Genomic DNA, 15,446 nt, shown 5'->3' on the forward strand with positions numbered 1-15,446 from the left:
GGGGGTCCTCCCTTACTGGACGTAGGTGCCGGAGACGCTGAGGACGCGGCCGTTGGGGATGGTCGCGGTGGGGCTCCAGTCGCGGAGGGTGACGGTGCCGTAGTAGGCGACGGTGGCGGCACCGGAGGCCATCGTGTCGGAGGCCGTGACGTCGATGTTGATCGCCGGCCACCAGCCCGTCGGCAGCGTGATCAGGTGGTAGTCGGAGGTGCCGCCGACGCTGCTGGCGACGATGTCCCCACCCGTGCGGGTGACGCTCGCGCGGAAGCTGACCACGCCGTCGCGGGTGCGGCGGGCGGCGAACGAGGCCAGGGTCCAGCCCGTTCCCACGAGGGCGCCGGAGGAGAGGGCCTCGATGTCGCGCGGCGGGCGGTAGGTGTCCCAGGCGGTGCCGTTCCACCGCTGGAGCGTGCCGGACGACTCGCGGAACTGGCCGGTGTAACTGCCCACGGAGATCGTGCCGGTGGGCGCGATCCCGCCGACCTCCTTCGGGTAGGCGACCCAGGCCGTGCCGTCCCAGCGCTGCAGGAAGTGCGAGTTGTCGTTGTCCTGGTACTGCCCCGGGTACGAGCCCGGCACGGCCGCGTTGTTGTAGACGGGCAGGATGCCGCCGACCCCGGCGGTGGTGACCCGCAGGTCGGTGATGACTCCGGACGCCCACTGGATGCCGCCGGAGCCGGCGGACGTCCCGGCCTTCACCCTGACGGTGAAGAGGGCGAGCGAGAGGGGCGGGACGTCCGGGGCGACCGGGGTGGCCGCCGCGGTGCCCTTGACGATCTCGATCGCGGCCTCGGTGCGCTGCGAGCCGTCGTACTGGGTGTCGTAGACGCGGAGGACGACCAGGTCGATCCGGTCGTACTGGGCGTCGCCGTCCGCGAAGGTGATGACGGTGTCGCCTTCGAGGGTGACGGGGTACGCGCCTTGGGTGATCGGGCCCTGGACGACGGCCCGGCCGTGGTAGACGGTCGCCGTCATCGGGCCGTTGCCGCTCATCCACAGGCCGCCGACGCGGTACTTCCCGTCGTACGTGCCGGGCAGGATGCCGGAGCGGGCGTGCAGGGGGCCGACGGGGGTGGTGGCGCCGACGACGACGTGACGGGTGGCGTGGCGGGTCTGCCCTTCGGGGGCGAGCCAACCGGTGTGCAGGGGCATGGTTTCTCCCGGGAGTGGTGAGGGCGGACGGTCGGGCTACGGCAGCGGGTCGACGCGGATGAAGGTGTTGTCGAAACCGGCCTTGAGGCTGAGGGTGTTGGCCTGGACGCGGAAGAAGGCGGTGAGCGTGTACGTCGTCCCGGGCGTGAGGCCGGTGAGGCGGCGCGTGGTCGCGGCCGAGGTGGCGAGGGTGCCGGCGACCAGGGTCGTGTACTCGTCGTCGAGGTCCTGGACGACCGTGGCGCCCGAGGTGAGCTTCAGCGCCATGTAGGCGTAGTAGCCGTCGTTTCCGGACTTCATGCGGGAGCCGAAGCTGACGATGATCTTCGAGGTCGTGGCGGTGAAGGTGAGCGAGAGCGGGTTCGTGACCCGGCCCGCGAGCGTCGAGGTGTAGGTCGTCGACGTGGTGTCGCCGTAGTCGGTGTTGTCGGTGAAGTACGGCCCCGGCACCGCCGGCGCCCACGCCGTGCCGTTCCACCGCTGGAGCACGCCGCTCGCGGTGTCCCGGTACTGGCCCGTGTAGCTGGCGACGTTGACCGCGTTGGCCGGGGCGATGCCGCCGATCGCCGACGGGTACGGCACCCAGGCGCTCCCGTCCCAGCGCTGGAGCGCGCCGCCGGAGTCCTGGTACTGGCCCGGGTAGACGCCCGGCTTCTCCGTGCCGACGACCGGGAGGATGCCGCCGAGGGAGACGACCGGGGTGCGCCGGTCCAGCAGGGAGGTGGCCCACGGGATGCCGCCGTTGCCCGCGCTGGCGGCGGACGGCACCAGCACCTCGTACAGGACGAGGCTGCGGTCGGGGACGGCCGGGACCTGCGGGGTCGCGGCCGGCACGCCCTTGATGATCTCGACCTTCGCCTCGTTGCGGCTCGAGGAGTCGTAGAGGTGGTCGTAGACCCGGATGACGATCAGGTCGATGCGGGCGAACTGGGCGTCGCCCGCCTCGAAGGTGACCACCTGGGAGAGCGGGAGGGTCACCGGGTACACGCCCTGCGTGATGTCGCCCTGGATGACGGCCCGGCCCTCGGAGACGGTCGCCGTCATGGCGGTGGTGCCCTCGGTCCAGAAGCCCGAGAGCCGGTACCTGCCGTCGTACGAGCCCGGCAGGATGCCGGAGTGGACCTCGACGGGGTTGGCGAGGGTCGTCACACCGGTCTGGGTGAGGCGGGTGTCCTCGCGGGTCTGGCCGACTTCGGCGACCCAGCTGCTGCGCAGGTTCATGGGGTGTTCTCCGTTCGGGGAAGGAGGGGTCGGGGAAGGAGGGGGAGGGGCGGAGGGGTGGATCAGGACCTGATCCACTGGGCGGTGAGCGAGCAGGCGTACCCGGAGCCGCCGAGGGTGCGGACCGCCGCCGTGTGGGTCTGGTAGCCGGCGATCTCCAGGACGTTGCCCGCCGTGAGCTTGACCAGGCCCTCGCCGCCGACGACGACGGCGCCGGTGCCGGCGGGGGTGAGCCAGGTGCAGCGGGGGACGCCGATGCCGTTGACCATCAGGCGGGCCCCGCGCATCCCGGTCGTCGCGTCGCTGCTCCAGACGGCGTGGCCGGTGACCCGCCACCAGCCGGTGCGGGGGACCACGTAGGCGTTGCCGCCCGTCCAGCCCGCGAGGTCGTCGACCTCGACGGACTGGAGGGAGAGCGGTGTCCACTGGTTGGGGGTGACGCTCTGCGCCGTCGTCTGGGAGGCGCTGAAGAGCACCGTCGCCTTGCCCTCCGCGTACTGCCAGGCCGTGCCGTCCCAGCGCTGGAGGACGCCCGCGTTGTCCCGGTACTGGCCCGTGTAACTGCCGGTCGAGACGGTGCCGGTGGGCGCGATGCCGCCGAGCGGCTTCGGGTACGAGACCCAGGTCGTCCCGTCCCAGCGCTGGAGCAGGCCGGAGGCGTCGCGGTACTGGCCGACGTACGCGCCCTTGAAACCGCTCGCCGGCACGATGCCGCCGAGGGCGACCGTCGGGTAGTGCAGGGCGGTGACGTCGGCGCCGGTCCAGGCGACCCCGCCGACCGAGGCGGAGGTCCCGGCCTTCACCCTGACCGAGTACAGCGGGATCGAGCTGCCCGGGCCGCTCGCGGGTACGGCCGGGGTGGCCGAGGCGACGCCCTTGATCAGCCGTACCTCGGCCCTCGTCGTCCCCGTGCTGTCGAACTCGTCGTCCAGGACGGCGAGTTCGATGAGGTCGATCCGGTCGTACTGGGCGTCGCCGTCGGCGAGCGTCAGGGGCTCGGCGGCGAGCACGGCGACGAGGTAGGCGCCCTGCTCGCCGCCCTTCCCCTGGATCACGGCCCGGCCGGTGCCGACCGAGCACTGCAGCGACCCGTTGCCGGTCAGCGCGAAGCCGCCGGGCAGGATGCCGCTGCGCGACCGGAGCGGCACGTCCTCGGGGTTCTGGCCGGCCGGGGTGAGCAGGGCGGACAGGGTGACGCGGGTGTCCTGCCGGGTCTGCCCGGTGGGCTGGAGCCAGGCGGCGCGTACGGTCATGGTGGGCCTTTCTGTGGGGGTGGGCGTGTCCCTGCGGGGGTGGGCGCGGCGGAGGTCTACCGCTTGGCTGTCACCACTCGGCGCTGCGCCAGCGGACGGTCATCTGGGCGCCGGGGGCGGCCCAGTCGGGCCGGAAGGACAGTTCGGTGCGGCCGGGGTCGAGGGCGAAGAGCTCCTCCGGGTCGGAGTCGCCCATCGCGGTGTGCCGGCGGGACGCGGAGTTGTTGAGCAGGACGGTGCCGGCGCCGGTGTCGACGACGAGTTCGTCGCCCGCGGCGAGGTCGATCGCGTACCGCAGACGGCGCCGGCTGACCCGCTCGGTCACGGTGGGGACGGAGCAGGGGCCGCGGAAGACGATCACCGGATGGGCGGCCGCCGAGCCGGAGTTGACGACGACGGCGTCGCCGGTGCTCTCCGCCTTCCCCCAGTCGAGCGGCCACTTGAGCGTCCACTCGAGGCCGCGCTCGGGCTGCGGCGGAGGGGTCGACGCGATCTGTTCGGCCGCGATGTACCGGCGGGGGTCGGATGCCAGCCACTGGACGGACATGCGGGAGCTGCCCTGGGTGGCGAAGCCCTGGTCGGCGGGGATGACGCGCTGGGCGATCCGGGCGCGCACGGCGAGGAGTTCGCCGTGCAGCCGGACGGTGAGCCAGCGCTCCTCGTCGAGGAGGGCGAGGGACTGGCGCAGGGCGCGGATCGCCGGGCCCGCCTGGTTCCACTCCGGCATCAGGACGATCGTGCCGCCGATCTTGCGCGGCTTGGCGAAACGGGAGCCGGGCCAGGAGCCGTGGGCGGTCGGGCGTTCGGCGTCGGAGGCGTCGTACTCGGGCAGGTCCTCCCAGCCCGAGAGGCCGGACTTGTCGACGGCGAAGGGGGTGCCGGGGCCGATCAGCAGCCCGGCCCACTGGATCTGCCCGTCCTGGGTGATCAGCGAGCCGGGCGGGAGGTCGGCGGTGAGGGTGCTTCCGGCGTTGGCGGTGGTGGTCTCGGCCATGGGGCCGTCACCTCACTTCTGATGGGAGGGTGTCGTTCGGCTCGTGCTCGTACGGCTCAGGCGGCTCAGGCGGCTCAGGCGGCCCAGGCGGTCTGGGCGGCCGACCCGGCGGCCTGGGCGGTCGCCAGGAAGAGCAGGTCCTCGGCGGTCGCGCGGGGGCCGGCGCCCGGCTTCTCGTAGAAGTCCCGGATCCGGTACGGCTCTTCGGACCGCTCGGTGATCGCCGGCACGCGCCGGTTCTCCAGCTGGGCGAGGGAGTCGATGCGGTAGTCGTCCGCGTCGCCGGGGGAGACGATGCCGCCTTCGGCGAGCATCGGGATCTTGTCGAGTTCGACACCGAACTTCTTGCCGGTGAAGGGGATCTCGAAGCTGAGCTTGTTGAGGCCGTCGATGATCCAGTTGACGAACGCGATCATGCCGTTGACCGGGCCCTTCACGACCCCGATCACGGAGCTCAGCGCGCCCTTGATCAGATCGCCGATCCCGCGCAGGGCCCCCGAGACCGCGTCCTTCGCGGTCCGGAAGAAGCCGGGGACGGACGAGGTGATCCAGTCGGTGACGGGCCGTACGGCGTTCCTGATGCCGTCCATCGCGCCCGAGGCGATCCCGCGGAGCGCGTTCCAGGCGGAGGAGACGGCGCCGCCGATCTTCGAGACGCCCTCGACGACGGTGCCGATGCCCTTGATCACGCCGGTGATCAGGGTCAGGTAGCCACGGAAGTAGACCCCGACGGCGGTGCCGATCGCCCGCACGAAGGGGGCGAGGAACTGCCAGATCTGCTGGACGACCTTGAGGGCCTGGTCGAAGACCTGCTTCATGATCCTCTGGCCCGTCTCCGTACTCATCGCGTACTCGATGAGGGCGGCGGCGACGGGCACGATGACGCCGACGAGGAAGCCGAGCGGGTTGGCCCGCATGGCGACGTTGACGGCGGTCATCACGACGGACGCGACGGTCATGACGGTGCCGAAGGTGTCCATCAGCCGGGTGACGACGTCGGCGACGGGCAGCAGCGGCAGGAGGATCCCGAGGATCGCCCCGACCCCGGTGCCGACCTTTCCTCCGGCGGTACGGGCCTTGTCGGCCGCCGCGCCGAGCCGTTTGATGCCGGCGGGCGCGGTCGACTGGCGGATCCTCGTCACGGAGGTCGCGGCGCCGGAGGCGGCGGTGCCGAGGGTACGGAGGGTGGTGCCGGCGGTGCGGATGCCTCCGACGAGGGCGCCGAGACCGCCGGACGCGCTCTGGACGTCCTGCTTCAGCCGTCGCAGCGTCGTGCCCGCCTGGTCGACGCCCCGCCGCAGGGAGTCCACCTGCGGGAGGACGACCCTGAACTGAGGCATGGCGACGGCGGCACTCATCCGCGCGCCTTCGCCAGGTACATCAGGGCGTCGGCCGTGGACTGCGGGTCACTGCCGCGGGCCGCGTGGTAGTGCTCGATGTGCAGGCCCACGCCCGACTTGCCGACCTGGTTCCCGGCGGCCAGGCGGGCGCGCTTGGCGGTGGCGGAGAGCAGCCGGTCCAGCTTGGAGAGCGGGAGGACGGCCTCGGCCTCGCCCGCCTCGGCGAGGATCGCCGGGACACCGCCGCTGCGGGGCATGACGACACCGCCGGTGGCGAGCATCGGGATGGTGGGCAGGTTGACGCCGAAGGTCTTGCCGCCGACGACGGGGACCCAGCCGGGGACGCTGACCTTGACCCGGTTGAGGCTGCCGATCATCGAGTTGATGAGGCCGATGACGGAGTTGATCGGGCCCTTCACGCCGTTCTTGATGCCGTCGAACGCCCGGGACGCGATGTCCTTGAGGCCGTTCCAGATGGACGACATCTTCTCCTTGACGGCGGTGAACGCCTTGGGGATGGCCGTCTTGATCCAGTCGACGACCGGGGTGATGACGGCCTTGATGCCCTTCCAGACCGCGCCGACGACCGTCTTGATCGCGTTCATCACCGTCGTGATGACGGTCTTCCAGATGTTCACGTAGGTCTTGATGACCGTGGCGACGGCCTTCACGACGGTCGAGACGGCGGTCTTGATGCCGTTCCAGACCGTCTTGATCAGGTCTCCGGCCTTCTTCATGATCGGGCCGATGGCCTTCATGACGGCGCTGATCACCGTCTTGATGGCGTCGAAGGCCTTCTTCATGATCGTCTGCATCGTCTTCGAGCGGGACGCCATCTCGACGATCTTCTCGATGAGCGGCATGAAGAGTTCCAGCAGCCGGGCGAGGATGTTGCCCTTCATGGACTTGTTGAGCTTGTCCTGGCCCTTGGCGGCCTTGCCGGCACCCGACTCGTACTTGCCGAACTTGCCGCCGGCGGACTGGGCGGTGTCGCCGGCCTTCTTCATGGACCGTTCGGCCTGGTCCGAGGCGGTCTTGAGGTTCTTCAGCTGACCGGTGGAGCCCTGGGCGGCGGTCTTGAGGTTCTTGAGCTGTCCGTTGGCGGCCTTGCCGGCGTCGCCGACCTTCTTGACGGCCGTGCCCGCGCCGGAGGCCTGGGTCTTGAGCCCGCTGAGGCCCGTGGAGACGTTCTTGAGGTTCTTGACGAGAGACATGGGTGTACCTCCTTTCTGGGTGGGGTGGGGATCAGGCGGGGGCGGCGCCGCCGCCCATCTCGGCGTTGAGGTCCTTGACCGCGCGGGCGAAGTCGCGCATCCGGCCGGAGAGCGTCCCGGTGTGCTGGGCGAGCTTCTCGGCGGCTTCGGCCGCGCTCTGGAAGGTCGCCATCCTGGGGACCTTGTCCAGGTCGAGGCCGGTCATGTTGGTCTTGAGCTTGCCGATGGCGTCGGCGAACCTGGTGGTCTTCCGGGGGTCCGCGGTGGCCATCGCGGTGTTGATCTTGCCCATGCCGTCCGCCACCAGGGGCATCTTCGTGTGGTCGACGGCGGCGACGGCGTCGCCGATCTTCTTGACGGCGGCGGCGATCTTCGTGGCCTTGCTGTCGCTCGGCATGCCGCGCAGGTTCTTCTTGAAGTCCGGAGCGTGGAGGTTGAACTTCTCCAGGTGCGGGTTCAGCTGCGAGAGCTGGGTGCGCAGGTTGTCGAAGTTGGCGGTCGCGGGGAGGTCGGCGATGCCGCCGGCGGCGACGCCGTTGCGCTCGTTCTGGATGTCCGTGAAGTTCCGGCGGCCGAAGCTGCCGTCCGGCCGCATGCCGATCGTCTCGTTGTTGGCGTTCTTCAGCTTCTTCTGTAGCCAGAACACCAGGGAAGCGCCGATCGCGATCATCAGGAGGGGGACGATGACGCCACCCAGGGCGACGATGCCGGCGATGATGGCGGCGCCGATGCCTTCCTCGATGCCCTTCTTGATGATCTCGGCCACGGGTGTGAGGCCGAGCTGTTCCAGGATCTGCTGCCAGGTGGGCTTGACGACCTCCTCGGCGACCTTGTCCTGCTGAGCCTTGAGGTCCTCGATCAACTTGTTGACCGGGGCCATCAGGTTCGTCATCCAGTCGGTCGTCGGCAGATGGCCGCCGTCGATCTTCGTGAGGTACTGGTACTGGTCCCGCTGGTTCTGCGAGAGCTCGGGGATCGTCTTCGCCGGGTCATGGGTGAGAGGGGGCATGTCTGCTCCGCTTCCGGCCCGTGAGGGCCAAGCGCCGAAAAGCCCCCGCCGGGTTCCGGCAGGGGCTTGTTCGTGTGGGGCGGCGGGGGCGGCCGGAGGCGGTTACGCGTCCTCGGTCCGGCGCTGACCGCGGCGGACCGTCGCGAGGGCGTCGTTCCAGCCGGCCGCGTACGCGACGGTCTCGCAGCGCGAGAGTTCGGCGTACAGGCTGCCGAGCAACGCTCTCTTGTCGAGGGCCGCGGGTCCGTCGAGAAGTCGGCGGAGGCGGTCCTGGAGAGGGATCTGCGGTCGCGATGCCTCGGCCTGCTGGGTCATGGACGCCTGCCTTCCGGTTGCTTGCCCGTGCGTGTGTGGCGGCGCCGCGGAGGTGAGGAGCGGGGGCACCACGTGTTCGAACTTCTGTGCGAACAGAGTGTGGAACATTTGTTCGATGTTTGTCGAGCGGGAAACTGCTGACGGCGTGTCTCCTCGGGGCTCTCCGGCCGGGTTCGGCCCTTGATCGGTTCAGACGTTCGACCGGGTAACCTGACAAGACGCGTACCAGGGGCCGACCACTCCAGGCGGCGGGTGGGGCGCGAGGGGCGCGCGGGGACCCCAGGGGGCTGGAAGGCAGCACTGACGCATGGAAACGGAGCCGGGCGCCAACCGGGGAGAGCGAGTCGTCGACTGGCTCGCGAGCCATCCCGGACTGCCCCACCTCATCGCGCACCTCTCCGAACTCGTCCACCTCCACGGATACGCGCCCGAGGACCTCGTCGTCCTGCCCCGGGCCGAGGTCGACCGCCGCGAGACCGCCGCCTTCACCGGCGGCTGGGCCGAGGCCGTCGCGGACGAACTCCCGCGTATCCGGAGGGAGTACGAGAAGCGCGTCGCCGACGCCTACGCGCAGGGCCAGGAGGAGGCGCGGGGGATCCGCCGCCCCCAGCGCCGTACGGAAACGGGCCGGGAAGGCGCCCGGGTCATCGCGCTGCCCTTCGCCCGGCTCCTCGAACCGCCCGCGGCCCTCGTCGAGGCCGAGGAGCGCGTACGCAGGGAACGCGAGCTGTTCGAACAGCGGCCCGAGCCGGAAGCGGAACCGGAAGACGCGCTGCCGGACCCCGAGCCCGAGGTGCTCCTCACGGCCCAGGAGAGCCGCGCCCGCCGCAACGGCCGGCCCGTACGGAAGATCGTCCGCGGCAAGGGCGGCCGCCCGATCGTCCCGCCGCTGGCCGGCGCGCCCGTCCACGTCTCCGTACCGGCCCAGAGCGGCCCGCCCGCCGACCGCCGTGCCTCCGACGCCGAGTCCGGCCCCGCGGAGCCGCGCGCGAACAGGCCGCGCCGCCTCTCCGAACGGGCCAGGGCCCTGGAGGAGGACATGGTCGCCGAGCGAGCGCAGGAAGCGCCCCCGGAGCCCACTCCCTGAGGGGAGGGGCACCGGGGGCCGCGGGGGTGTGGCTCACTCGCCGGCTCGGCCGAAGAGCCGTCGGCTCACTCGTCGGCTCAGCCGAAGAACCGGGCGAGCTGCCCGGGAGAGACCTCGGGGATCTCCACCTCGGCGGCAGGCTCGTCCCGCCCTTCGTCCTCCTCGTCCCGGCCGTCGGGACGGGGCACGGGCTTCGGCGGATCGGGCTGGTCGGCGTCCTCCGAGGAGTTGACGCACTGGAACATCCAGTTGGAGACGGCCAGATGGTCCACCGTCGCGGCGAGGAGGTGGTCGGTCACCGACCACTCGGCCGCCTCGCCGTGGAGCTCCCGCTGGAGGGCGCTGTCCCTCGGCAGATGCTTGATCAGCGCGAGGACCCGCCGGCTGGAGAGCTCCTCGCGGTGCCAGTCGAGGAAGTCGATCCCGTAGTAGCGGAGGAAGTCCGCCTCAATTGCCTCGGCGTGTTCGTCGGCGAACTCGACGAGGCTCAGTCTTCCCCCAGGCCGAGCCCGGTCTCCTTGCCGTAGGCCTCCAGGATGGCGGCGATGTCCTGCATGGTGACGTCGTGCTGTTCGAAGCGGGAGAACTGCTCCTCACCCATCAGGAGCGCGAGCAGCCCGTCCACGTCGTTGTCGTCGAGCTTGCGCAGCGCCTTGGCGGTGGCGCGGCTCAGCTCCGTCGGAAGGGTGTAGGCCTCGCCGTCCAGCTCGAAGGACCACTTGCGGCCGTGGGCCTCCTGGCGCTGGGCGCGGGCGGCGTTGACGTCGAAACGGGCCATGGGATGCGTACTCCTTGGTCGGGTGAGTCGGATGGAGAAAGAGGGGAGAAGGGTGGGGCGGGACGGCGAGACGCCGTCCCGCCCCGGGTGCCGCCTGGTCAGACGGATCAGACCGTGGCGCTGTACTGGCTGTCCTTCATGAGGAAGGTCGCCAGCGGCTTGCCGTCGCCCTTCGACATGGCGGAGAAGGTGATGCCCAGCTGCGACGCGGCCTTGCGGGCCAGCTTGATGTCGTCGGAGGCCGTCACCTGGCCGCGCGGGATGATGAAGCGGTACGTGACCGCGGTGGTGCCACCGGCCTTGACGTCGGTGAACTCCAGGCCGAGGGCGCGGACGTCGGCGAACGCGCGCTCCGCGATCTCGTAGCGGTAGGTGTCGACCGCCGGGGTCGGCTCCGCCTTGACCGAGCCGCCGCCCATGAAGAACGGCAGCGTGTCCTCGTTGAACTGGAGCATCGAGAACTTCAGCGAGAGGTCACGGGCGGAGTAGATGTAGTGCACCGGGGAGACCGACTGCCACGAGTCGATGGCCTCCAGCTTGTCCTTCTTCGAGAAGGTGACGCCGTCGCCGGAGGTGAAGCCGAGGTCCTTCCAGCCCGCGCCGGTCCAGTCGACGGCGGTGTCGGTGCCGAAGGTGGCCGGGGCGGAGGTGCCGGCGTCGGCGACGTAGAGCTTGCCGGTGCCTGCGACGCGGATCTCGGCGGAGTTGTTTCCAGCCATGGTGAGTTTCTCCTTGCGGTGGGTGAGGGCGCCGCCCCGGCCGGATGACCCGGTCCGGGTACGGCAAAGGCCCCGCCGGACGGCGAGGCCTGGTCTGTGGGGTGAGCGTGTGCCGGCTGCGGTGCCCGCGAGGGCGCCGTGAGCGGCTAGAAGACGCTCAGGGAGAGGCGGATCACGCAGAGGTAGCGGTTCGCGCCCCGGTAGAGGTAGTCGGGCATCCAGCGCGGCCCGTCCTGCTCCTCGACGTCGTGCACGCGGTTGTTCGCGCCGATCGGCTTGCCGATCGTGGCGAGCAGCGCCCGCCGGGCCGCGTTGGCGAGGACGTGGGCCGCGGTCTTGCTCGGCCCGTACACCTCGAACTCGATCAGCGGCATGTCGACGTGCTGGTCGCCGATCCAGGCGCCGCCGCGGCGGTTCACCAGGACGGCGCTCGTCGTGCCGTCGAAGCCGGCGGGCGCGGAGGCGGCGACGGTGACGCCGGCGAGGGCGGGGTCGGCCTTGAGGACGTCGACGACCAGCTTCTCGACGTCCGGGAAAGCACTCGGGGGAGTGGTCATGACGGTTCTCCTCGGGAGGGGAGGGGTACGCGGACGGCGGAGCCGCGTCCCGTCCTGCGGGCGCAGCTCCGCCGCTGCACCAACTGTGACAGCGATCGTGCGCGCACGCAACTAGAAACGGGAGGGGAGTCTCCGCGGCAGGTCAGAGCCCCGGTAGGTTGGCCGCCACCCGCGACCCAGGGAGCCGCCATGCCCGCCGCCAGCCACCCCCACCCCCACCCCCACCCCCACCCCCACCCCCGCCCCCGCCCCCGTCTCCTCTACGTCACCGACCTCGCCTACCCCGCCCGAGGCCGCCGCTACGGCGACGAGGACGTCCACCTCACCGCCCGCCTCCGCGCCGACTTCGACCTGGCGCTCTGTCACCCGCTCGACGCCGCCGCCCTCATGGACGCCTTCGACGCCGTCGTCGTCCGCAACAGCGGCCCGGTCCTCGCCTACCAGGAGGCGTACGAGGACTTCCGCGAGCGCGCCCGCGCCGCCGGGACCCGCGTCTACAACCCGCTCCACGGCCGCGGCGACATGGCCGGAAAGCAGTACCTGCTCGACCTCACCGCCGCCGGGTACCCCGTCATCCCCACCGTCGACCGGCCCGAGGACCTCCACCGCCTCCCCGAGGCCGCGAGCTACGCGGTCAAGCCGAAGGCCGGCGCCGACTCCATAGGACTGCGGTTCCTCCCGTACGAGGAACTCGCCGCCCTCCCGTACGGGGACGGGGACGGCGACCTCCTCGTCCAGCCGCGGATCGACTTCCGTTACGAGGTCTCCTTCTACTTCGTCGACGACCTCTTCCAGTACGCCCTGTACGCCCCCGACCCCGAGCGCCGCTGGGTCCTGGAGCCGTACGAGCCCACCGCCGACGACCTCGCCTTCGCCCGCCGCTTCGTCGACTGGAACACCCTCGACCACGGCATCCAGCGCGTCGACGCCTGCCGCACGCCCGAGGGGGACCTCCTCCTCGTCGAGCTGGAGGACCTCAACCCGTACCTCTCCCTCGACCTCGTCCCCGAGCCCGTGAGGGAACGTTTCGCCGCCACCCTCGTCAGCTCCCTGCACGCCTTCCTCCAGGCATAGGACGGCATGACGAAGCGCCCCTGCTCCGGTGTGGACCGGACCAGGGGCGCTCGGGTGTTCGGGTGTTCGGGCGTTCTGGTGTGAAGGGCGGTCAGGCGGTACGCGTACGGCGACGGGCCAGGCGCTCCGCCGCGAAGACGTCCTCCAGGCGGAAGAGCTGCGCGCGGCCCGCCTTCCCCGCGGCCCGCAGATGGCCCAGCTGGACCCACTTGCGGATGGTCGCGGGGGCGACCCCCGCCTCCTCTGCGGCGAGCGGCCCGGGGATCAGCGCGGGCAGTGAGGGGGTGCTCAGCATCAGCGTGCCGTCTCCTTCGAGTCCTGGGTCGCGTTCGTGTCCGTCGCGTCCATCGCCGCCTCGATCTCCTCCGTACGCGTCCCCGACGCCTCCGTCAGTTCCGCCCACTGCTCCTCCGGCCACAGGTGCCGGTACGCCGGGTCGTCCTGGCACCCGCACGCCGTGTCCGTACAGACGCAGGCCGGGTTCACGCACAGCACCGCCCGGCGGTCCGGGAACGCCCGCAGCGACACCGAGTCGCACCACGGGCAGCGGCCCGAGACCCGGACGACCGTCTCGGCCTCGCCGAGCGTGCGGGCGCAGCGGCGGGCCATCCGCCGGATCTCGTCGCGGACGTGCCGGGCGAGGTCCGGGTGCGCGGCGACGGCGTCGAGCAGGCCGACGATCCGGCGCAGCCGTTCGACGACCCCGGCCCTGCGCGGGCGGGGCAGGGTGAGCCGGGCGCAGACCGCCTCCTCCAGCTCCACCACGCCGTCGGTGATGTCCCGGATGGCGTCGGAGACGTGGAGCCGGATCGGGGCGGCGCCGTAGCCGGGGACGGCGAGTCCGTGGCGCTGTTCGAGCAGCAGGGCCTCGCGCCGCTCGGCTCGGATCTCCTCGTCGCGGCCGGGGTGCGGGGAGGCGGCGGCCGGGGCCGTCCCGGGGGAGCGGCGGCCGGGCGCCAGCTCCTCGGAGAGCTCGGGGAACCGGCGCGCGAGCGAGGCGGTCCAGAGGACGACGTCCCGGAGCACGAGCTCCACCGGGGAGACGTTCGCTCCGTTCACGATGTGGTCAGCCACGGCCGCGGCCTCCCGCCATCGCGACCGCCTTCGCCACGCGGCGCTCGTCCGCCGGGCGGCCGTTGCGCCAGAGGCGGCCCGCGCAGACGCCGTCGAAGTAGCTCTCGGCCGGGGCCACCGCGCCCTCGCACTCGCGGCGTACGGGACAGGCGGCGCAGGCCCGCAGTGCCGGGGCGGCGTCCTTGGGGCGGCGGGCGAAGACGACGGCAGGGGGGAGGTCGGCGCACGCGGCGGCGGCCTGCCAGGGGGTCGGGTCGGGCTGGAACAAGACGGTTCTCCACGTTCCGGGGCCACCGGGGCGCCAGGAAGCCACGGGGGCTGGTGGGGCTCAGGGGGCCGGCGAGTGCGGCGTCCCGCAGCCTGACATGTTGCGTGCGAGCGCGCAACAATCTTTTGGGGCGACCCTGACCAGGTCTTCATGGAATCCATACAGTTGCGTGCACGAAAGCACGTAATTCCGTGCGCGCAAGCACGCTAAAGTGAGGCATCCGGAGGTGGGGGTAGTGAGGGAGCGGTACACATGAGCAGCAGCCAAGGGCTGGACGAGTTCGCCGGCTGGGTCGAGACCCTGATGCGCGAGCGCGGCTACGACATCGACAGCCCACGCGGTGGCGGCAAGTCCCGGATCGCCGACGAGGCCGGCGTGCACCGCGCCGCCGTGACGCGGCTCCTCCAGCGCCAGAGCATGCCCGACCTGGAGACCATGCGCCGGATCGCCCCGCTGCTCGGGGTCTCCGTCCGCGACATGCTGATCCGGTCCGGCCGCGTGAGCCCCGAGGAGCTGCCGCTCGCCGCGGATCTGCTCCCGCCGAGCGACTGGCAGCCGACGATGGAGGACTTCGCCCGCTGGCTCGGCGTCCCCGACGAGCGCCTCGGCGTCTTCGTCAAGGTCGTCAACCAGTTCCTGGAGCCCGACGAGGAGGTCGCGGACGACACGGCCGCGCCCGAGGCGCGCCGCACCGCCCGCGACTGACCGCCCACCGTCGGTCGTCACGCCCGCCCCGTCGCGCGTGATCTCAAGGCGTGGGACACGCCCGGGGCTCCGCGCGCGTGGGCATTTGTTTTGACCGGAGTCCATGCGATAGGTACGCTCATGCCTTGTGCCTGGGGTGTGCCTGGGGTCCTGTGCGTGTCTTCAGCCGCACGGCGATTCCGCTCACTGGCCACCGTGATCCGTGCCTTTTCCGCCTCTGGCGGGAGTCCGCAGGGTCCGACACACCCGACCGCGTGGGTCGGCGAATGTTCCAGGTTAGTTTTACCGACGGCACACAGAAACCGGAGAAGTAGTGCCTACGATCCAGCAGCTGGTCCGTAAGGGCCGGCAGGACAAGGTCGAGAAGAACAAGACGCCCGCACTTGAGGGTTCCCCTCAGCGTCGTGGCGTCTGCACGCGTGTGTTCACGACCACCCCGAAGAAGCCGAACTCGGCCCTCCGTAAGGTCGCGCGTGTGCGTCTGACCTCGGGCATCGAGGTCACGGCCTACATTCCGGGTGAGGGTCACAACCTGCAGGAGCACTCCATCGTGCTCGTGCGTGGTGGCCGTGTGAAGGACCTTCCGGGTGTTCGCTACAAGATCATCCGCGGTTCCCTCGACACGCAGGGCGTCAAGAACCGTAAGCAGGCTCGCAGCCGCTACGGCGCCAAGAAGGAGAAGTAAG

At 71.2% G+C, this 15,446-nt stretch carries 19 protein-coding genes; 4 read left to right on the top strand and 15 right to left on the bottom strand.

Translation table 11 applies throughout. The annotated features are described in order from the left end of the window. Window positions 1-12: 12 nt before the first annotated feature. From ACFC0Z_RS31770 to ACFC0Z_RS31805, 8 genes are all read right to left on the bottom strand, one after another. On the bottom strand, window positions 13-1,152 hold the full coding sequence (locus ACFC0Z_RS31770; RefSeq protein WP_376445335.1) for a hypothetical protein: 1,140 nt from the start codon (window positions 1,150-1,152) through the stop codon (window positions 13-15). 36 nt (window positions 1,153-1,188) lie between these two features. Next, window positions 1,189-2,373: a hypothetical protein gene (locus ACFC0Z_RS31775; RefSeq protein ID WP_376445337.1), complete on the bottom strand. Its 1,185-nt coding sequence runs from the start codon at window positions 2,371-2,373 to the stop codon at window positions 1,189-1,191. A 62-nt stretch (window positions 2,374-2,435) separates the two neighbouring features. Then, window positions 2,436-3,626: a hypothetical protein gene (locus ACFC0Z_RS31780; RefSeq protein WP_376445340.1), complete on the bottom strand. Its 1,191-nt coding sequence runs from the start codon at window positions 3,624-3,626 to the stop codon at window positions 2,436-2,438. Window positions 3,627-3,696: 70 nt separating this feature from the next. Beyond that, window positions 3,697-4,620, bottom strand: coding sequence for a phage tail protein (locus ACFC0Z_RS31785; RefSeq protein ID WP_376445342.1), 924 nt, complete (start codon window positions 4,618-4,620; stop codon window positions 3,697-3,699). Between the two features lie 74 nt (window positions 4,621-4,694). Continuing rightward, window positions 4,695-5,960, bottom strand: coding sequence for a tape-measure protein (locus tag ACFC0Z_RS31790; protein ID WP_376445345.1), 1,266 nt, complete (start codon window positions 5,958-5,960; stop codon window positions 4,695-4,697). 14 nt (window positions 5,961-5,974) lie between these two features. Then, a complete protein-coding gene (locus tag ACFC0Z_RS31795; protein WP_376445348.1) occupies window positions 5,975-7,174 on the bottom strand; it encodes a phage tail protein in 1,200 nt (399 codons plus the stop codon). Window positions 7,175-7,205: 31 nt separating this feature from the next. Next, window positions 7,206-8,183: a hypothetical protein gene (locus tag ACFC0Z_RS31800; protein WP_376445350.1), complete on the bottom strand. Its 978-nt coding sequence runs from the start codon at window positions 8,181-8,183 to the stop codon at window positions 7,206-7,208. 102 nt (window positions 8,184-8,285) lie between these two features. Beyond that, window positions 8,286-8,498, bottom strand: a complete 213-nt coding sequence (locus ACFC0Z_RS31805; protein ID WP_376445353.1) for a hypothetical protein — start codon at window positions 8,496-8,498, stop codon at window positions 8,286-8,288. Window positions 8,499-8,805: 307 nt separating this feature from the next. On the opposite strand from ACFC0Z_RS31805, the gene ACFC0Z_RS31810 reads away from it, so the two are divergent. Further along, entirely contained in the window at window positions 8,806-9,585 is a 780-nt protein-coding gene (locus tag ACFC0Z_RS31810; protein WP_376445355.1) for a hypothetical protein, read from the top strand. A 77-nt stretch (window positions 9,586-9,662) separates the two neighbouring features. On the opposite strand, the gene ACFC0Z_RS31815 is transcribed toward ACFC0Z_RS31810, so the two are convergent. The 4 genes from ACFC0Z_RS31815 to ACFC0Z_RS31830 form a co-directional block, all read right to left on the bottom strand. Then, window positions 9,663-9,884 (bottom strand): hypothetical protein, encoded by a 222-nt coding sequence (locus ACFC0Z_RS31815; RefSeq protein WP_376445358.1) that lies wholly within the window; start codon window positions 9,882-9,884, stop codon window positions 9,663-9,665. Between the two features lie 188 nt (window positions 9,885-10,072). After that, entirely contained in the window at window positions 10,073-10,363 is a 291-nt protein-coding gene (locus ACFC0Z_RS31820) for a hypothetical protein (protein ID WP_376445361.1), read from the bottom strand. A gap of 107 nt (window positions 10,364-10,470) precedes the next feature. Further along, complete coding sequence (locus ACFC0Z_RS31825) at window positions 10,471-11,082, bottom strand: phage tail protein (RefSeq protein ID WP_376445363.1); 612 nt, start codon at window positions 11,080-11,082, stop codon at window positions 10,471-10,473. Between the two features lie 146 nt (window positions 11,083-11,228). Continuing rightward, a complete protein-coding gene (locus ACFC0Z_RS31830; RefSeq protein ID WP_376445366.1) occupies window positions 11,229-11,639 on the bottom strand; it encodes a hypothetical protein in 411 nt (136 codons plus the stop codon). A gap of 189 nt (window positions 11,640-11,828) precedes the next feature. Here ACFC0Z_RS31830 and ACFC0Z_RS31835 point away from each other — a divergent pair, with 189 nt between their 5' ends. After that, entirely contained in the window at window positions 11,829-12,713 is an 885-nt protein-coding gene (locus ACFC0Z_RS31835; RefSeq protein ID WP_376445369.1) for a hypothetical protein, read from the top strand. A 91-nt stretch (window positions 12,714-12,804) separates the two neighbouring features. Here ACFC0Z_RS31835 and ACFC0Z_RS31840 read toward each other — a convergent pair whose 3' ends face one another. Genes ACFC0Z_RS31840 through ACFC0Z_RS31850 form a run of 3 tightly spaced genes read right to left on the bottom strand, consistent with a single transcriptional unit; the run spans window position 12,805 to window position 14,055 of the window. Next, window positions 12,805-13,008, bottom strand: coding sequence for a hypothetical protein (locus ACFC0Z_RS31840; RefSeq protein WP_376445372.1), 204 nt, complete (start codon window positions 13,006-13,008; stop codon window positions 12,805-12,807). Next, window positions 13,008-13,787, bottom strand: a complete 780-nt coding sequence (locus ACFC0Z_RS31845) for a hypothetical protein (RefSeq protein WP_376445374.1) — start codon at window positions 13,785-13,787, stop codon at window positions 13,008-13,010. The genes ACFC0Z_RS31840 and ACFC0Z_RS31845 overlap by 1 nt, the downstream gene beginning before the upstream one ends. Beyond that, complete coding sequence (locus ACFC0Z_RS31850) at window positions 13,780-14,055, bottom strand: WhiB family transcriptional regulator (protein ID WP_376445377.1); 276 nt, start codon at window positions 14,053-14,055, stop codon at window positions 13,780-13,782. The genes ACFC0Z_RS31845 and ACFC0Z_RS31850 overlap by 8 nt, the downstream gene beginning before the upstream one ends. Before the next feature lie 252 nt (window positions 14,056-14,307). Between ACFC0Z_RS31850 and ACFC0Z_RS31855 the strand changes: the two genes are divergently transcribed. Continuing rightward, window positions 14,308-14,760 carry a helix-turn-helix domain-containing protein gene (locus ACFC0Z_RS31855; protein ID WP_376445380.1) on the top strand — a complete coding sequence of 151 codons (453 nt, stop codon included), beginning with the start codon at window positions 14,308-14,310 and terminating at the stop codon, window positions 14,758-14,760. A 313-nt stretch (window positions 14,761-15,073) separates the two neighbouring features. Next, window positions 15,074-15,445, top strand: a complete 372-nt coding sequence (gene rpsL, locus ACFC0Z_RS31860; RefSeq protein WP_003948652.1) for a 30S ribosomal protein S12 — start codon at window positions 15,074-15,076, stop codon at window positions 15,443-15,445. The last annotated feature ends 1 nt before the right edge of the window (window position 15,446 follow it).

The organism is Streptomyces sp. NPDC056144 (assembly GCF_042264145.1).
Lineage (GTDB): Bacteria > Actinomycetota > Actinomycetes > Streptomycetales > Streptomycetaceae > Streptomyces.